Below are 18,938 nucleotides of genomic sequence, written 5' to 3'. Positions count from 1 at the left end.
TAATTTTGAAAAACTAAGCTATGTGGAGATAAACATTAGTAATGGTTTCAGTCATTGTAACAAAGTAAATAATTCTTGAAGTGAGCAGCAAGAGATAGTGAAAGTGTTAATCTTGCAGATTAAGCCACTTGGCAATAATCGAATCAAGAATAGACCAGGAGAAGTAAAAAAGGGTTTAGATAGGATGAATGATTCTACTTTGTTTGGAAATAGAATAACTAAAGGTTTTAAAGGATATTCTTTTATGAAATCAATAATTGTTGACTAACATATCGAATCTTATAGCTAAAAAAATATCAAACTTTATACAAAAGCAAAAGTTGTATAAAGTTTGATATTTTTTTAAGAATGCTTCTTTTAATTCTCAATAAACACTCCTATTTGTTGTAGATGTTTTTCGGTTTGATATTTATTAAAGTTATTCCATTTTGGAGGTGAACTTGTTTTTTTTCCGTACATAAGATCCAAGCAGACGTTATTGTCTTTGTATTTATCGTGTAAAACAGCTAAAATCTTAAAGAAAAACTGATCCAGCATAACAATGCCTTCAAATTCGGATTTTAGTTCATTATAATTACTATCTGATGGATTTAGCAATTGTAATAAGTTTAGGATTGTGTCCTTTTCAGTCTCATTGATTTCAGTGAGATAACCAGTTTTTAAGGTTTTGAATACTAAATTGTTCCAAACCTCACTATCGTGTCCCCATTGAACGTCAGGCAGATTTAAGGAATGTTCGCAAATTAGAATAATCGAAAAAAGAACATCATTTAAGTATTCTGCCGGAAATTCGTCAAAACTTCTGAATTCAAAACCGCTTTGATACATTTTCTCCTGATTAAAATCCAGACCCACTTCAGAAAGTAATTCGTATTCCATTTCTGTCTCAATCTGATCGCGCCACCAAATATTATCTTCTTTTTTGAATTTTAGCAATTTTCTAAAGTCATCCACTTTATAGGTTAGAATTTTGCCTTTAGGCATTGCTTTATTAAAAGTTCCTACACCGATGTAGCGTGACATGGCATTTCTCATAGAACCTAGAGTAAATTTCTTGTCTAAGCTATAGGTGTTGCTAATCACTCCCATAATATCTGGACTTCCAAGGGTGGCGATAAAAAAAGGCTCGAACCATTGCAATAAATAAATAGCATTGGCATGTGTTCTATTAAAATCACTATAATGGAGAATCCGGCTGTCTTTTGTTAGCGAGGGTAAGGTAATGTGAAAATGATATGTTCCGTTGTTAAACAAAACGAGATTTTCCTGGTTGGTCATAAACATGTTAAGGCCATTGTTGTAATCCGGAAAATTTAATTTACCATTAAGTATTGCTGAGTCATTAATTTTATCAAGAAATAACTTTTTGGTTGCCTTTAATTCTTTGCATGAATCAGCTATTGTTCGATTTTCAAAATATTTAGTTACAAATTCTATAGAATCACCATCGAAATGAACTGATCCCATAGTTTTGTTTCTTTGAGTAATCATGCTTTGAATATTGTACGGTTGATCTTCAAGGAAAAGTTCCATAATAGATTTTCCAAGATATTCAGGATTTTCAAGTGGTTGTGGATTTGCTTCAGCGGATTCGGCAGTATGAACCAATGATTTTACAGGGGATAATGTTTTGTGCTGATAGTTTATGTCCAGTTTTTCCAGCGAATGACTGTTCATCATTCTACTCACTTTATAGTTCTCGTTTGTGTCAAAAGCTTTTTTAAGTACTGGTGCCAAACTCTCTGGTTTGTAGCATTTTCGATAGTCAATGCTGTATTTTTCAAACCCAATTTTTTTTTGTATAAATTCACCAGAAACTATTAGGGATTCTTCAAATTGCATGTAGGTTTCGTTTTCTAATCCAATTCCCCAAAAATATTTTTTTGTCTGATTGTCTTTCATTTATACTAATTTTCTTTTTTAAGGTTGTTTTAAAGTGTTTATTTTTATGCTAAAATAAGAAGTTCATCTACTGAAATTCTGAGTCGTAAGATCTCTTAACAGATAAGACCAAATGGTTTGCATCTCTTAAAAAAGCTTTGTTTTGTTTGTAAAAAGGTATGAATTAATAGTCGTCTGGGAAGTTGTGTACTTGTATCGATTGAAAAATTGATTAAATAATTTTATAATGAGGGTATAAAATTATTGTTCTTGTTAATTGTCTTTTTATCAATTGTTTAAGTAAGCGTGTAGCCGAATTACAACTCTTGCGATTTCTGTTTTTTTCAGGTTGCGAAAGTAGTTCTTTATTATGTTATTTCCAAACAGTTAAAATACTGGAAATCAGTAATGTTTGGTTATGCGAAGAATTGAAGGTATTTTTTTTATTTATTCATGGTAATAAAACACGTAGGAGGAGTATAATTCGTCATTCCACCAGTCTTTTCTAACTTCTGAAAAATAATTATAATTAAGTTTTCCTGCCTGTGATTGCAGGGGATATAGGACTACGCCATTCTCTCGATAGGCCAGATTTAAATTTGTTTCAGGAACAACGGGAACGATATGACCAGATAGTCCTTTTTCTCTTCTTTTGGCACAAATTATTCCTATTCCACCATTGGTATTTACTTTGTTTTGAATTTCATCGGGAGTAAACATTCTTTCCCAACCAAATTGAGGCCCCCATTTTAGAAACCAATCGTGTATAGCACTGGAGTAAATGCGTTCAACGGTTTGCTCAAAAACAGCTTCCACTTCCTTTCCCTGCACTATTTTTTCGAGTGCTTCTTCAGTCCACCAAACAGTTGGGAGATAAACGCCGCTGAAATAGCAATAATCATAAGAGTAAACATTACAGTAGGTATCTTCTACTGTCCTTTGATATCTAATATTGGTTTCGACATCGAGTTTATCGATAAGTTGGCTAATACTTTTTTTCTTACTGGAAATATCTGTTTGATCTCTAAATGGAATGCTGGAATCAGAAAGAGGTCTTTCTTTCATGTAAACAGAATCTAAACGGGATTGGGGATCTGGTAATAAATCGGCTTTTTTTAGTTTATTATCCCATGCTAGAGGTACGTCTAGTGTTACGGGTGTGGTTTCTGCTGTATATTTCTCCATCTTGACTGCTTAATTATGAACTAGCATAACAGGGGGAATCGATTGTGTTCATTGTGTTATTCGGCTAGGTAAAAAGTAAATATAAGGATTTTAAGCTTTCCAATATGTTTTTTTAGAAATGGCAAATTATAGGAAGTAGTACTGTTTAGAACAGATTTTATGTAAGATGCTAAAAAAAAATAGTGGAAATTATTGCAGACTAATTTATAGAGTAAGGAACGAGTTGTAAATTAAATCGGCTGATTTATATTTAGTTACGTTTTTTTTATTCTAAAGGATGGTAAGTTAAATTTTGATTTTTTTTACCGCTACAAAGGTTAATTGTTGAGTTAATCGAATAAATAGGAGACGGGCATTTTTTTATGTTGAAGAAAAGAAACGTTTTAAATAATTGAATATTAATGTTTTATAATTTTGTTAAATTTGTTATAAGAATTTCGGGCAATACCTGTTCTGGAAAAATTGAAACGCCCGTCTTATCATGCTGTCAGGTTAATTTTTAGAGTGGTAAAAGGCAAGGAGACTAAGGAAAATATTATGCAGACAGGTGAGATTTAGAAGTTTGATTGGATTACCTTACGTGGTTTTGTTTATATTTACTTCTTACAATATATATATATCATGAAATTAAGTTCTTCTTCCGCTCATACTTTACTATTTCTGTTTTGTCTTTTCTTTTATGGACTTTCTTCAAATGCTCAAAATGAATCCTATTCATCTGAGGATAATGAAGAAATTGCCGATACGACTTTTGTGAATTTGAAAGAGTACAGCAGCGATTTCGTTTATGATATGAAATATGCGACCGAAGATAATTTTTTGAAGGCTAAAGTTTACGATTGTGCCGAATGTTTGTTGCGCTATAAAACGGTAAAAGCTTTGATAGCGGCAAATAATGATTTTATGAAGGACGGTTGTAGAATAAAACTTTTCGACTGTTACAGGCCTTTATCTATTCAGAAAAAGATGTGGGAGATTGTATCGAATCCGGAGTATGTGGCAGATCCAAAAAAAGGCTCCATCCATAATAAAGGAGGAGCCGTTGATATAACTTTAGTGAATGCTAAAGGAGAGGAGTTGGAAATGGGTACTAATTTTGACTTTTTTGGCATCGAGGCCAGTCATAATTATAAAAAATTTCCAGTGTCAGTCAAAGCAAATCGAAAATATTTAAAAAGAGTGATGATCAAAAACGGATTCAATTCTTTTGACTCGGAGTGGTGGCATTATAATTTAAAGACAGGTTTAAAGGATAAAGTCTCCAATCAAAAGTGGAAATGCGATTAATTATTCAACACATCTTATGTTTTCCATAAAGTAAGTATTCGGATGGTAAACTTTACCATTCAGTTCAGAGGTTAATTCTCTTTTTACTATGTAATCTTCTATATTGGTCAGATATTTTATTCGCATAATTGAAACAGGGGATTTTTTGAGCTCTTCAAAACCTTCTTTCATGAACATAAAAATTCCTGTATTAACGCGATTATCGAACCCTTTTTCGTCACGAATAAGTGTGCCACAACTTTCTTTATCAATATGAATTAATGTTACGATTTTCCCGTTTTCTAATTGTAAAAAAACTTTTGAATTTTTGTCAAAGCAGTTGGCTTTTATAAAATCTTTACTTTTTTGGATAAGTTGCAAATTTAAGGTCGGCAGACCGTCAGTTTGTGCCAGCGCGAAGAAGACATAATCAAAAGTACCTCCAAAGTATTTTTCGCTGATCATGTAGTCGTTTGTTACTTTATAAGTTCCTATAGAGTCGGTAACATTCGCACTGTATTCACATGGTTTTTGTGCAAAGGCGGTTAAGGTTAATAAAAAAAAGGTTAGTGTAGTTAGTTGTTTCATTTTTAAGTTATTTTTCTGCAAATTAAAACTATTTTGGTATCATTTTTATCAGTTGTAAAAAAACAATACAAATTTCCGCCGTTTTTTATTTTCCATTTTTTGCGGATGTTTTCTACCGTGTCCGGAAAGTTTCGCGTTGTGATATTGGCCTGCTGATTGGCCAATTCAGTTTTCATCTCATTTTTGCTGTATGAGATTGTTTTTTCGATTTCAAAACGTCGTCCGGGAAACTCGATTAAAGTTTCTGAGGTATACAGATGAGAATGTTTATGAAGTTTGTTGATCTTAAATATAGTACTTACTTCATCGAATCCTCCTGATTTCATAATAGCCGAATTTGGCTCGTAAGCGTATTTTTGAGGAAGCTCGTAAGAAGGAAAACTAATATCATCTCCTAAAATAAAATCAAAAGTCTCGATTTTATCTTTTAGAATATTGGCTGTTTTTATATTGATTTCGCCGGAATAATTTTTATGAATCTCAAAAAGCAATTCTTTTACTTCGTTTTCAAGGGCGATAATATGAATGTTTTTGACAAATTGTAGTTCTGATAATCCTGCAGAAAGATCTAATAGCGGAGCCGTTTTTATTAAAATGGAATCGGTTTTCTCAAAGTAAAATTTTAGCAAATCAGGAACATTGGGTAAGCAGTCTTTCAACATAAAAACTTTACCTTTAGCGTCGTTTCTACGGGACGGGTCAATATAAATCCAATCCCATTTGTTATTGGATTGATTTAAAACTGAAGTAGAATCATCGGCATAAAAAGTACAGTTTTCGACTTTAAGCTGTTTGAAATTATGTTTTACAATTGCCGATAAATCTTTATTTATTTCGCAATGTGCTATGTTTTTGAATTTTTGAGAGAAATAGTAATCATCCACACCAAAACCTCCTGTAAGATCAATTAAACTTTCTCCGGAAATTAAAGATGCTTTGTAAGCGGCAGTTCTTTCGGATGAAGTTTGTTCAACCGATATTTTAGAGGGATAAATAATATTTTCAGCAGCAAACCAAGTCGGCAATTTGTCTTTTGCTTTCGATTTTGCTTCAATCTGATTTAAAATTATAATCCAGTCTAATTCAGGAAATGGATTTTTCTGAAGCGCTAATTTTGTAATCGGGACACCACTATTTTGAGTTATGAATTCCTGAATGTTTGGGTCTAAAATAGCAGTATTCAATGTTAAATTCTTTCGGTTAATACAGAGACAATTTTGTTGTCAGGAAAAAATTCCTTTAAAATTACTTTCACCATAGTAAATGCCGGAATGGCAATAATCATCCCAACAATTCCAAAAGTAATTCCACTGATTAAGGTAATCAGGAATATTTCCAACGGGTGCGAATTTACGCTTTTTGATGAGATTATGGGTTGACTGATGTTATTATCAATAGCCTGAACCAACAGAAAGCCTATAAGTACATAGATTGTTTTAGGAAGTATCTCTGATTGAAAATCACTTCCGATCATACTAATCATTGTTAAAAGTCCTGCCAATATGGTTCCTATAATTGGACCTATATATGGAATAATGTTCAAAATGGCACATAAAAAGGCAATAACAAAGGCATTTTTATTTCCGAAAATCATTAAAACAACTAGATACAGGATGAATACAACCGTTAACTGCAGTAGCAGACCAATAAAATAACGGGTCAGAAAATGGTTTATTTTGGTTATCGAATTTAAGATTTTGTCTTCATTGGTGTCAGGAAGAATCTTTCGGGCACTAATTTTAAAGGCGTCCTGATCTTTGATAAAGAAAAAGGTAATAAAAAAAACAGATACCAATCCCATTCCCATATTCGCCATGAAACCAATAATGGAATTCAGGAAACCAGTAAAGTAGCTGAAATCGATTATTGATGTGATTTTGGATTCTTTTAAAACCTTATTGAGATCCAGATGCTGTATATTAAAATAATTTTCAATACTGCGTTCTGTTTCGAGAAATTGCTGTTGCAGATTTTGAGTATCAAGTAATGATAAATTATTGGCTTGTGAAATGATTAATGGCACAAACAGTAGAATAAAACCGACGATTGCAAGTATAAATAAGATTAACGCTGTAGTTGCGGCCAATGAGTTACTGAACTTTAATTTATTCTTTAAAAATTGGATTAACGGATTGGCGATTAAACACAATAACAGTGAAATGCACAGATAGACAATCACAGTCTGGATTTGGTATAGAAAATACAGGACAGCCGCGACAATCAGGATTGTTGTTAAAGCTCTCAAAATTCCGTTAGATATTGTTTTCGATGTTATCATGATTCGGTTTTAGGTGATAAATATAGGAAAAAGCTTTTGAAATTTTGAAGTAAACAAAAAAAAGCGGGATGTTGCCATCCCGCTTTTCAGTTTGTCTTTTATACTTGTTTTGTATTAGATTCCAAAAGAAGCTCTTGGACCTCCGGTAACAAATATCGCAGCCATTCTGCTTTTTTGCCCTTGAGAGAACATATACATAGCGTTGTCATCAACGTAATCCATGTAGTTCATTGTCATTTCAACAGGAGTTCCTGAACAAGTGCTATAGTGAGGATAAGCTGGTACACCATAGTTTGCTGTGTTGTGTGTAGGAGTATCTGAAACTAAATCACTTCCACAAGTAGCATCTCCCCAGATGTGACGTAAGTTCATCCAGTGTCCTACTTCGTGAGTAGCTGTTCTTCCTAAGTTAAACGGTGCATTTGCAGCTCCCGAAAGACCAAAATATTTAGGGTCAACAACAACTCCGTCTGTAGCTGCAGCTCCTCCAGGAAATTGTGCATAACCTAAAATACCTCCTCCAATAGTACAAGACCACATGTTTAATTTTGTTGTTGGAGAAGTTGGCGCAAGACCACCTTGAGCTGTTTTTTTCATGGCATCGCTTGTTCCCCATGAAGTTTTGGTAGTAGATTTTCTAATTACCTGATCTAAAACGAATGTAATTCCAACATTTGCTTTTACACCAGAAAAAAGAGCTGGTACACTATTGTAATCTGAATTTAAGGCATTGAAATCTTTATTTAAGACATCAATTTGTGTTTGAATTTGCGCATTAGAAATGTTTTCTGCTGCAGTTCTGTAAAGAACATTAACTACGACCGGAATTTCAATTTTACCGTTTACAAGACGTTTTGTAAGGATAGCATTTTCAGTGAAAGCGTTGATTTCGTTCATTCTGATTGCTAAAGAAGGATCAGCTTTCAGTTGAGCTTCTAAAACTTCCTGACTTGCACATCCACGGTGTGCAGCGGCTTCAGCTTTTGAATCCGTAGATTCTGATTGGTCGTTTTGGCAAGAAAACAGCACTAATGCTGTAAATGCAGTAACAATGATTTTTTTCATAATAACTTGGGTTTTTGTTATAAAAAATTTGTTTTGGTTAATTATAATGCAATTTTATAACAAAAAAATTATTGTAACAAAAAATTTACATAATATTATTTGTGAGAATTTTACAATCCCTTGTATAATCTAGTTCTTACAAAAAAATAACAAAAATAATTAAGAAGTAAATTCGTACAATGCTGTTTTTGAGAATGTTATTGTGGCGATTTTTATTGTTTATAGAAGATTTTTTTGACAAATATTACAAAGTGAAATTTTAGTACGTATTTATACGTAAGAATAACTGTTAAATTAATGGTAATTTTGAGTCAAATTAACCATGAAATTCCATCCGACTGCTGGCTTGTATGCCAGACAATAATTCCTGGTGTTTCTTCATTTGGAGTAAATCCGAAAGAAACAACAAAACTAACATCAAAGTAAGTTTTATACCTAATTTTTAAAATGTGAAAAATTTAAAAAGTAGTAATTTCATAAAGGGCAATACTTGCCGCTTGTACAACATTCATACTGCTGTTTTTTCCAAACATATTGATGTGGACAATTTGGTTTGAAATTTTTAAAAGCTCTTCAGAGATTCCGTTAATTTCACTTCCAATTAAAAGTGCAATTTTTTGATTGTCAGGAATAAGAACTTCTCTTAGTGGTTTGCTGTTGCTTGCGATCTCTAAAGCTATAATTTCGAAATTATTCTGAAGCAGATAGTCCGCCAGATCGGCCGTTTCTTCAATTATCGTATGGGCTACGTGAAGATGAGTGCTTCGTGAAGTTTTGTTGATTTTTCGGGGTGTTAATGGAATATCTTTTCCTAAAAAAATGATATTCTCCACTCCAAATGCCTCACTGATTCTAAAAAGAGAACCAATATTTTGCTGAAAATAAATGTGATCACAAACTAATGTGATCGGAAATGTTTTTCGTTCAAATTGATTTTCTTCGTGAGTAAGCTGCACTTTTTAAAATTTAATTGGTAAAAATATAATTGATAATGTTGGCGCCCATTTTTAAGGCTTTGTCTCTAACAGGAGCAGGGTCGTTGTGTACTTCGGGATCTTCCCAGCCATCTCCTAGATCACACTCATAAGTATAGAGTAATACCAATTTGTTTTCGATAAAGATACCAAAGGCCTGAGCACGCGTTCCGTCGTGTTCGTGGATTTTTGGCAGACCATTTGGAAACGGGAAAGGTTTTTGGAATATGGGATGATTTGCGGGGATTTCGATTAAGTTATTGTTTGGAAATATTTTTTTAATTTCTTTTCGGATGTATTGGTCCATTCCGTAGTTGTCGTCAATATGCAGAAAGCCGCCACCATTTAAATAATTTCTTAGATTACTTACATCAGCATCGCTAAAAATAACATTTCCATGTCCTGTCATATGAACAAACGGATAGGAAAGTAAATCCGGATTACTCGGTTCGACCGTCGATGGTTTTGCTTTTATTCTCGTATTGATGTTAGCATTGCAAAACTTTATTAAATTAGGTAATGATGTTGGATTGGCATACCAATCACCGCCACCACTATATTTTAGCAATGCAATTTCCTGTGAAAAGGAAGAGATTGAAACCATTAATAACAAGAGAAATGCTTTTTTCATATTATTTGAGTCGTGGGGTGTCAGTTATGAGTTATGAGTTATGAGTTATGAGTTATGCGTTATGCGTTATGCGTTATGGGGATAACTATAAGTGGCAAATTTAAACAATTTCTGATTTTCGGTTAAACAGCAAAACAAATAAACGGTTAAACGATAGCAAGTTTAATTTTCATTAAAAAACACAACACTATGGCAAGCTACAACTGCAGCAGTCTCCGTTCGTAAACGGGTATTTCCTAAAGTAACAGGTTGAAAATGGTGTTCTAACGCCAGTGCAATTTCTTTTTCAGAAAAGTCTCCTTCTGGTCCAATAAGCAGGGTCACACTTTCATTGGGCTTCAAAACCTCTTTTAAAGATTTTTTATCGGTTTCTTCACAATGCGCTATCAATTGCAGGCCATCATTTTTTTGTTTGATGAATTCTTTAAACGAAATGGCTTCATTTAATTTAGGCAGATAGGTTTCGTTAGATTGTTTCATTGCCGATAAAATAATCTTTTCAAAACGCTCCGGATTAATTACTTTTCTTTCCGAGCGATCACAAAAAACAGGGGTAATTTCCTGAATTCCTATTTCCGTAGCTTTTTCCAAAAACCATTCAAAACGATCGTTCATTTTGGTTGGTGCAACCGCTAAATGCAGTCTGAATTTTGGAGCAGGCGATTTTTTGATCGAAATAACTTCGACTATACATTTATTGTCTGATGCTAAAGTAATTTCCGTTTCAAACAACAAACCCGAACCATTGGTTACATGTAGTATATCGGAATCTTTTTTGCGTAGAACTTTTATAATATGACGGCTTTCTTCTTTGTCAAAAGAAAAGCGTTCTGTAGACTCGTCGATATCAGGATTGTAAAATAATTGCATAATTAAAATTGAATTCGCGCTTTTGAAACTACTGCTGAAGTTTCGAAACGCTTTGATAAATATTTTTGATACCCCACAATTCCTATCATGGCGGCATTGTCAGTGGTATATTCAAATTTTGGAATGAAGGTTTTCCATCCGTATTTGCCTTCGCTTTCCTTCAATCGGGTTCTGATGCCCGAATTAGCCGAAACTCCTCCGCCAATCGCAATTTGTTTGATTCCGGTTTCTTTTACCGCTAATTTCAATTTGTCCATCAAAATTTCGATAATAGTATGTTGAATGGAAGCACAAATATCATTCAGATTCTCTTCAATAAAATTCGGATTTTCAAGTTTATTTTTTTGAATAAAATACAAGATGGCCGTTTTTAGTCCGGAGAAACTAAAGTCAAGTCCCGGTACTTTCGGTTTGGTAAAAGTAAAGGCTTTTGGATTTCCTAATTTTGCATATTTGTCGATCAGGGGTCCGCCCGGATAAGGAAGTCCAAGGATTTTGGCACTCTTGTCAAAAGCTTCACCAACAGCATCATCAGTAGTTTCTCCAATAATTTCCATATCAAAAAAACCGTTTACTTTAACGATTTGGGTATGACCTCCGCTAATGGTGAGCGCCAGAAAAGGAAATTCTGGTTTATCAAACCCTTCTTCATCGATAAAATGTGCTAAGATATGGGCATGCATATGATTTACAGCAATTAGCGGAATTTTGAGCGCTAACGACAGTGATTTACTAAAAGAACTGCCTACTAATAAAGACCCCATCAAGCCGGGACCTTGCGTAAAAGCGATAGCAGTTAGTTGATCTTTTTGTACATTTGCCTTACGAAGTGCGGCATCAATTACCGGAACAATATTTTGCTGGTGTGCTCTTGAAGCTAATTCAGGAACTACACCTCCATATTGATTGTGAATTAACTGATTGGCCACAACATTTGAGAGTACTTTGTCGTTATGTAGAACCGCGGCAGCAGTATCATCGCATGAACTTTCGATGGCGAGAATAAAAACCTCTGAATTTTGCATATAAAAGCACGATTTTTGGATTATATTTGACGAATCAAATATTTGATTTTCTTTTATTATAAGGAGAAGCCAAAATTAAAGAATTTTTATCAAAAACAGCCGTTCTTTGTCTGTTCAAAGTAAATTTAAAAGAAAACTAAAATATAGCAGCTATCAGAAAAGTAAAGAAAATAATATCCCGAACCCTAATTGGTTTAATTTTACTTTTGCTAGCACTTGCTATCATCTTGGCTTTGCCTGTGGTTCAGACAAAAATAGCGAGATATGTTACGGAATCTTTAAATACTGATTTTAAGACTGATATTAGTGTTGAAAAAGTAGCCATAAATATTTTTGGAGGTGTAAAACTCAAGAAGGTTCTGATTCGGGACCATCATAAGAAGACTTTAATCTATTCTGATATAATTACCACTGATATTCTTAGCATTAAAAGATTATTAGATGGTGATTTGCTTTTTGGAGATATTAGGCTGACCGGTATGATTTTTAATCTCAAAACGTATAAAAACGAAGATGAGAATAATATCAACAAGTTTATTAAGCTGTTTGAAACAGGAAAAAAAACACCAAAATCCAACAAACACTTTTTGTTGACTGCTAAGAATGCTTATATATCTCAGGGGGCTTTTTCGGTTGTGGATGAGAATAAAAACACGCCAAGATTTCTTGATTTTAAAAAATTGAATGCGTACATCAGCGAGTTTAAGTTATACGGACCGGATGTAAGTACTAATATTCACCGATTTTCTTTCTTAGATCATCGTGGCTTGTATGTGTCAAATTTTGCGGGGAAGTTCAGTTACACCAAAAAGCAGATCAAAGTTGAGAATCTGGCGATAAAGACCAAAAGATCTTTTATTTACGGAAAAGCGATTTTGAACTATAAAATAGAGGATTTTCTACATTTTACCGATAAAGTAAAATTTGATGTAGCGCTGGATTCTGCTTCCATTGCGTCAAATGATATTCGTTATTTTTATGATGGTTTGGGAAAAAACCAGCATTTTAAAATTAAAACAAAAATAAAAGGAACATTGAATGATCTTAATTTAAGACGTCTTAGATTGAGTGATACTAATGGTTCAAGAATCTTTGGAACAATTAACTTCAAGAATCTTTTAGGAAGCAAAACACAGAAGTTTTCTATGGATGGTAAGTTCGAAAAACTGGTTTCGAGCTACGATAATCTGGTCGTTTTATTGCCGGGTATTTTAGGTAAAACACTTCCAAAGGAATTACGACGAATTGGGAAATTCAATATCGTTGGAAAAGCAAAAGTTTCGACTACAGCCTTAGAAACCGATTTTAAGATGATTACCGATTTAGGTAACGGTCAGGTTGATTTACACATGAATAATATCGATTTTATTGACAAAGCCTCGTATTCCGGAAATGTAATCCTGGAGAGTTTTAATATTGGTGCGGTACTGAATCGTAAGGATATTGGCAGAACGACTTTGAATGTAGATGTAGACGGGGTAGGATTTACCGAAAAATACCTCAATACCATTGTTAAAGGAGATATCGCAAAATTAGATTACAATAAATACACCTATAATAATATTGTTGTAAACGGGAATTTTAAATTGCCTTATTATAAAGGACAGGTATCTATAAATGATCCCAATTTAAGTTTGCTGTTTGACGGAATGGTCGATTTAAGTAAGCGTGAAAATCGTTATGATTTCCATATTAAAGTAGATAATGCCGACTTGCGTAAGCTTAAATTTATAAGTGATTCTATTTCGCATTTCAGAGGGGATGCCATTGTAGCAGTGACCGGAAATTCGATCGAGAATTTACAGGGAACAATTTCGATCAAAGAGGCTGTTTATCAAAATCCTCAGGACACCTATGTTTTTGATGATTTGACAGTCAGTTCGAATTTTGATGCCGATAAATTGCGTACCATAACAGTTAGTTCTAATGATGTGGTAAACGGAGAGATAGTAGGTAAGTTTCAGTTTGCACAACTGGATAAGCTGGTTATGAATTCAGTGGGAAGTCTGTATACCAATTACAAACCTTACAAACTTAAGAAAGGGCAATTTTTGCGTTTCAACTTTCATGTTTACGATAAGATAGTGGAGATGTTATATCCGGACATCAAAATTGATTCAAGTACTACAGTTAGAGGTAAAATTGATTCGGATCTTCAGGAGTTTAAATTCAAGTTTAATTCCGAAAAAATTGTCGCTGCCAAAAATACCTTTGATAATATTCGAATTACGATCGACAATAAAAATACGCTTTATAATGCTTATGTAGAGCTGGACAGTATTAAAACACCTTATTATAAAGTACGTGATTTTAATTTGATTAACGTTACGGCTAAAGACACCCTGTTTGTAAGATCCGAATTTAAAGGAGGGGATAAAGGGGAAGATTACTTTAATCTGGATCTCTATCATACCATCGATAAAAATAAAAACAATATCGTAGGGATTAAGAAGTCTGAGATGAAATTTAAAGACTATTTATGGTATTTAAATGAAGATGCTGAAAAAGACAATCAGATTGTTTTTGATCAGTATTTTAAAAATTTCACTATTGATAATATTGTTTTGTCTCATGAGAATCAGAAAATAGATTTGAATGGTGTTATAAAAGGGAAGGATTATAAAGATCTGGTGCTGAATTTTGAAGATGTTGATATTAATAAAATCACACCTTTTAATTCTAAGTTCGTATTTAATGGTAATTTAAATGGAAATGTAAATTACAAACAGAATAAAGACGTTTATCAGCCCACGGCCTCTATTGTGATTGATCATCTGAATCTGAATAAAACGGATTTAGGGACACTTAATTTTGATATTTCCGGAGATGAAAGTTTTAAAAAATTCACGATTAATTCCTCTATCCAAAACGGATTTACAGAATCGTTTAAAGCAGAAGGAACTTTTGCTGTGGAAAATAAGGAGACCTTCTTAGATTTGAGTCTGAAACTCGAAGGATTTAATCTGGCTACCTTAGGAACAGTTGGAGGTGATGTACTTTCTAATGTCAGAGGATCGGTTTCAGGGAATGCTGCCGTGGTGGGAAATCTGAAAAAACCTGAAATTAACGGACGTTTGTATGTAGAGAAGGCCGGGATGACCATTCCGTACCTGAATACAGATTACGAATTAAGCGATCGTACTGTGATTGACTTAACAGATGAAAAATTTCTGTTTAGAAACAATCAGCTAACAGATACCAAATACGGAACAAAAGGATTGCTGAACGGAAGTATTGAACATCATAATTTTGGCGACTGGAAGCTGGATTTAAATATTACTTCTAAGCGATTGCTGGCACTGGATACTAAAGACAGTGAAGACGCAGCTTATTTTGGTACGGCATTTATAAATGGTACAGCCAGTATTAAAGGACCTACAGAAGGATTGTTTATAAAAGTAGAAGCGAAATCAGAAAAAGGAACTCAGGTTAAGATTCCTATAAACAATGCCCAGAGTGTTGGAGAAAGCAACTGGATTCATTTTGTAACACCACAGGAAAAGTACAATCTGGCAAATGGTATACTTGAAAAGACCAAGAATTATAACGGACTGGAACTGGAGTTTGACTTTGATATTACTCCTGATGCCGAGGTAGAGGTGATTTTAGATCGAAGTTCCGGACATGGTATGAAAGGAAAAGGATACGGATCGTTATTGTTTAAAATTAATACACTGGGTAAATTTAATATGTGGGGGGATTTCCAGGCATACGAAGGAACTTATAATTTTAAATACGGTGGTTTAATTGATAAAAAATTCTCCGTTAAAAAAGGAGGATCTATTATTTGGGAAGGAAACCCGATGAAAGCACAATTGAACCTGGAAGCGGTTTATAAAACAACTGCTAATCCGGCTGTATTGTTAGATAATACTTCTTCATTTAATAAAAAAGTACCGGTTGAAGTGGTAATCGGATTACGTGGAGATTTGGCCAGTCCCGAGCCTAATTTTGACATACAGTTTCCTTCCGTTAGTACCGTGCTTAAATCGGAGATACAGTATAAGTTAGACGATAAAGACATTCGTCAGACTCAGGCTTTGTATTTGCTGTCTACAGGTTCGTTTATGAGTACAGACGGATTTAGTCAGGGAGATTTTTCAGGGACCTTAACCGAAACCGCTTCCAGTTTGTTAGGAGGTATTATAAAATCAGATAATGATAAGGTCAATATCGATTTAAATTATATTTCTGCTGATAAGAGACTTGGGCAGGAGGCCGACGGTCAGTTTGTAGCGAATATTTCTTCTCAAATCAATGAAAGAATCACAATCAACGGAAAACTCGGAGTTCCTGTGGGCGGAGTAAATGAATCTGCCATTGTGGGGGATATCGAAATCTTGTACAGAGTTAATGAGGACGGATCGATGAATCTTCGTTTGTTTAATAAGGAAAATGATATTAATTATATAGGACAAGGAATTGGTTATACACAAGGAGTTGGTATTTCGTATGAAGTGGATTTTGATACTTTTAGCGAGCTGGTAAATAAACTTTTCAAAAATCATAAGCTGGAGAGAGCGATCAAAAATTCCACAAACGATTTGCAGGACAACAACCTAAATCCTGATTTTGTTAATTTCTCGAATAAAAAGAACGCAGATAAGAACAAAAAGAAGGAGGAGAAGAAAGAGAAAAAAGAAGAGCCAAAAGTTCCTCCACCCATAAATAATGAAGGATTAATTCCTGACAATGACTTTTAGAAGATTTGTTAAAAAGATACAGATAAAAAACCATTCGTTACTGCGAATGGTTTTTTTGTTTTAATTTTAGAGGCTTGCTTATTTTTTGCTAAAACAGGATTGCTGTCAAATTTTGTAACACTTCAGTAATGTATTGTTAATTTTAAATATTCAATTTAAATAGACGACATTTATTATGGAGAATGAAATTTTTGCTTTAGAAAAACTTATTAACGAAAACGTTTGAATTTAACATATTTTGCTAATTTATTATAAAGATAACCCGATAAGTGGTGAATGTTTGCTAATTTTACACTTTAATACTTAAATAATGCCAAAAACGATAAAAAAAGTTGGTGTTCTAACATCAGGAGGTGACTCACCAGGAATGAATGCCGCAATACGATCAGTTGTTCGAACATGTGCTTATCATAATATAGAATGCATAGGGATTTATAGGGGATATCAAGGAATGATTGAAGGTGACTTCAAAGAAATGGGACCCCGTAGCGTAAATAATATTGTGAACAAAGGCGGAACGATTTTGAAATCAGCTCGTTCAGTTGAGTTTAGAAGCCCGGAAGGTAGAAAAAAAGCGCACGAGAATCTTTTAAAAGCCGGAGTAGATGCTTTGGTTGTTATTGGAGGAGACGGAAGTTTTACCGGAGGATTAATTTTTAATTCAGAATACGGTTTTCCGGTAATGGGAATTCCCGGAACAATTGACAATGATATTTTTGGAACCAGCCATACTTTAGGTTACGACACAGCCCTAAATACTGTTGTAGATTGTATCGATAAAATTAGAGATACTGCAAGTTCACATAACCGTCTGTTTTTTGTAGAGGTAATGGGTAGAGATGCAGGACACATTGCTCTTAATGCCGGAATTGGAGCCGGTGCAGAAGAAATTCTTATTCCTGAAGAAGATTTAGGTTTAGACCGATTGTTAGATTCTCTTCAAAAAAGTAAAGCTTCAGGAAAATCATCAAGTATAGTAGTTATTGCCGAAGGAGATAAAATAGGTAAAAATGTTTTCGAATTAAAAGATTACGTTGAAGCCAATCTGCCGGAGTACGACGTTAGAGTATCTGTATTAGGACATATGCAGCGTGGTGGTTCTCCATCTTGCTTTGACCGTGTTTTAGCAAGCCGTTTGGGAGTAAAAGCGGTAGAATCTTTAATAGAAGGTAAATCAAATTATATGGTCGGTTTACAGGCTGATAAAGTTGTTTTGACACCTCTTGAACAAGCAATTAAAGGTAAATCTGAGATTGACAGAGAATTGTTAAGAGTGTCTGATATCATGTCGACATAAAAAAAGTTTAAAAAAGGAAAGAAGTTTATTGTGAGGAAATTAGACTTTGAATTAGTGTAATAAAAAACAAAAAATTAAGTAAAATGTCAAAAGTAAAATTAGGAATAAACGGATTTGGACGTATCGGAAGAATCGTTTTTAGAGAAACTTTCAATAGAGATAATGTAGAAGTAGTAGCAATCAATGATTTGTTAGATGTAGATCACTTGGCTTACTTATTAAAATATGATTCAGTTCACGGACGTTTCAACGGAACTGTAGAAGTAATAGACGGAAAACTTTTCGTAAACGGAAGAAATATTCGTATCACTGCTGAAAGAAATCCTGCTGATTTAAAATGGAACGAAGTAGATGTAGATGTAGTTGCTGAATGTACTGGTATTTTTACAACAATCGAAACTGCAAACGAGCACATCAAAGGTGGTGCTAAAAAAGTAATTATCTCTGCTCCGTCTGCTGATGCACCAATGTTTGTAATGGGAGTAAACCATGAAACAGCAAAAGCTACAGATTTAGTGGTTTCTAACGCTTCTTGTACAACAAACTGTTTAGCTCCTTTAGCTAAAGTAATTCACGATAATTTCGAAATTGTTGAAGGTTTAATGACAACAGTTCACGCAACAACTTCAACTCAAATGACAGCTGATGGTCCTTCAAGAAAAGACTGGAGAGGCGGACGTGCTGCAAGTATTAACATCATTCCTTCTTCAACTGGAGCTGCAAAAGCAGTTGGAAAAGTAATTCCGGCTTTGAATGGAAAATTAACAGGAATGTCTTTCCGTGTTCCTACTGCTGACGTTTCTGTAGTAGATTTAACAGTAAAAGTGGCTAAAGAAACTTCTTATGAAGAAATTATGGCTGTTTTGAAAAATGCTTCCGAAACTACAATGAAAGGGATCTTAGGATACACAGAAGATGCAGTTGTTTCTCAGGATTTTATTTCTGATAAAAGAACTTCAGTAGTGGATGCCGGAGCAGGAATCGGTTTAAATTCAACTTTCTTTAAATTAGTATCCTGGTACGATAATGAGTACGGATATTCAAGTAAATTGATTGATTTGTCTGTGCATATCGCAGGTTTAAAATAATAATATATATTTTTGCAAAATCCCGTTATTGAATAGTAATGGGATTTTCTTATTTTGTTACTTCTTTAATTAAGGTAAAAACACATT

The 18,938-nt window shown here is 33.9% G+C and carries 14 protein-coding genes; 4 read left to right on the top strand and 10 right to left on the bottom strand.

The genetic code is table 11. The features are described from left to right. Positions 1 to 357: 357 nt before the first annotated feature. A complete protein-coding gene (locus tag OLM58_RS00145; protein WP_264530706.1) occupies positions 358 to 1,902 on the bottom strand; it encodes a hypothetical protein in 1,545 nt (514 codons plus the stop codon). A 426-nt stretch (positions 1,903 to 2,328) separates the two neighbouring features. Beyond that, positions 2,329 to 3,066, bottom strand: a complete 738-nt coding sequence (locus OLM58_RS00140) for a hypothetical protein (protein WP_264530705.1) — start codon at positions 3,064 to 3,066, stop codon at positions 2,329 to 2,331. Between the two features lie 621 nt (positions 3,067 to 3,687). Between OLM58_RS00140 and OLM58_RS00135 the strand changes: the two genes are divergently transcribed. Beyond that, positions 3,688 to 4,353 (top strand): M15 family metallopeptidase, encoded by a 666-nt coding sequence (locus tag OLM58_RS00135; protein WP_264530704.1) that lies wholly within the window; start codon positions 3,688 to 3,690, stop codon positions 4,351 to 4,353. Here OLM58_RS00135 and OLM58_RS00130 read toward each other — a convergent pair whose 3' ends face one another. The 8 genes from OLM58_RS00130 to tsaD all read right to left on the bottom strand — a co-directional run bounded on the left by OLM58_RS00130 (position 4,354) and on the right by tsaD (position 11,763). Next, positions 4,354 to 4,920, bottom strand: a complete 567-nt coding sequence (locus tag OLM58_RS00130) for a hypothetical protein (protein ID WP_264530703.1) — start codon at positions 4,918 to 4,920, stop codon at positions 4,354 to 4,356. Between the two features lie 2 nt (positions 4,921 to 4,922). Next, positions 4,923 to 6,104 (bottom strand): class I SAM-dependent methyltransferase, encoded by a 1,182-nt coding sequence (locus tag OLM58_RS00125; protein WP_264530702.1) that lies wholly within the window; start codon positions 6,102 to 6,104, stop codon positions 4,923 to 4,925. 2 nt (positions 6,105 to 6,106) lie between these two features. Then, positions 6,107 to 7,198: an AI-2E family transporter gene (locus tag OLM58_RS00120; protein ID WP_264530701.1), complete on the bottom strand. Its 1,092-nt coding sequence runs from the start codon at positions 7,196 to 7,198 to the stop codon at positions 6,107 to 6,109. Between the two features lie 114 nt (positions 7,199 to 7,312). Beyond that, on the bottom strand, positions 7,313 to 8,263 hold the full coding sequence (locus OLM58_RS00115) for a zinc metalloprotease (protein ID WP_264530700.1): 951 nt from the start codon (positions 8,261 to 8,263) through the stop codon (positions 7,313 to 7,315). Between the two features lie 458 nt (positions 8,264 to 8,721). Next, positions 8,722 to 9,219 (bottom strand): TrmH family RNA methyltransferase, encoded by a 498-nt coding sequence (locus OLM58_RS00110; RefSeq protein WP_264530699.1) that lies wholly within the window; start codon positions 9,217 to 9,219, stop codon positions 8,722 to 8,724. A gap of 10 nt (positions 9,220 to 9,229) precedes the next feature. After that, positions 9,230 to 9,868 carry a DUF4159 domain-containing protein gene (locus OLM58_RS00105; RefSeq protein ID WP_264530698.1) on the bottom strand — a complete coding sequence of 213 codons (639 nt, stop codon included), beginning with the start codon at positions 9,866 to 9,868 and terminating at the stop codon, positions 9,230 to 9,232. Positions 9,869 to 10,030: 162 nt separating this feature from the next. Then, the gene (locus OLM58_RS00100) at positions 10,031 to 10,738 is read right to left on the bottom strand and encodes a 16S rRNA (uracil(1498)-N(3))-methyltransferase (protein WP_264530697.1); all 708 of its coding nucleotides are present in this window, start codon (positions 10,736 to 10,738) and stop codon (positions 10,031 to 10,033) included. Positions 10,739 to 10,740: 2 nt separating this feature from the next. Further along, the gene (gene tsaD / locus OLM58_RS00095) at positions 10,741 to 11,763 is read right to left on the bottom strand and encodes a tRNA (adenosine(37)-N6)-threonylcarbamoyltransferase complex transferase subunit TsaD (protein WP_264530696.1); all 1,023 of its coding nucleotides are present in this window, start codon (positions 11,761 to 11,763) and stop codon (positions 10,741 to 10,743) included. A 206-nt stretch (positions 11,764 to 11,969) separates the two neighbouring features. On the opposite strand from tsaD, the gene OLM58_RS00090 reads away from it, so the two are divergent. The 3 genes from OLM58_RS00090 (at position 11,970) to gap (ending at position 18,851) form a co-directional block, all read left to right on the top strand. Next, positions 11,970 to 16,466 carry a translocation/assembly module TamB domain-containing protein gene (locus OLM58_RS00090; RefSeq protein WP_264530695.1) on the top strand — a complete coding sequence of 1,499 codons (4,497 nt, stop codon included), beginning with the start codon at positions 11,970 to 11,972 and terminating at the stop codon, positions 16,464 to 16,466. Between the two features lie 310 nt (positions 16,467 to 16,776). Beyond that, a complete protein-coding gene (pfkA, locus tag OLM58_RS00085) occupies positions 16,777 to 17,763 on the top strand; it encodes a 6-phosphofructokinase (protein WP_017497661.1) in 987 nt (328 codons plus the stop codon). Positions 17,764 to 17,846: 83 nt separating this feature from the next. After that, positions 17,847 to 18,851: a type I glyceraldehyde-3-phosphate dehydrogenase gene (gap, locus tag OLM58_RS00080; protein WP_017497660.1), complete on the top strand. Its 1,005-nt coding sequence runs from the start codon at positions 17,847 to 17,849 to the stop codon at positions 18,849 to 18,851. Positions 18,852 to 18,938: the final 87 nt, after the last annotated feature.

This window comes from Flavobacterium sp. N502540, assembly GCF_025947365.1.
In the GTDB taxonomy this organism is placed as follows: Bacteria; Bacteroidota; Bacteroidia; order Flavobacteriales; family Flavobacteriaceae; genus Flavobacterium.
Note: the sequence above shows the minus strand (reverse complement) of the source record. Positions and strands in the feature narration are given on the sequence as shown.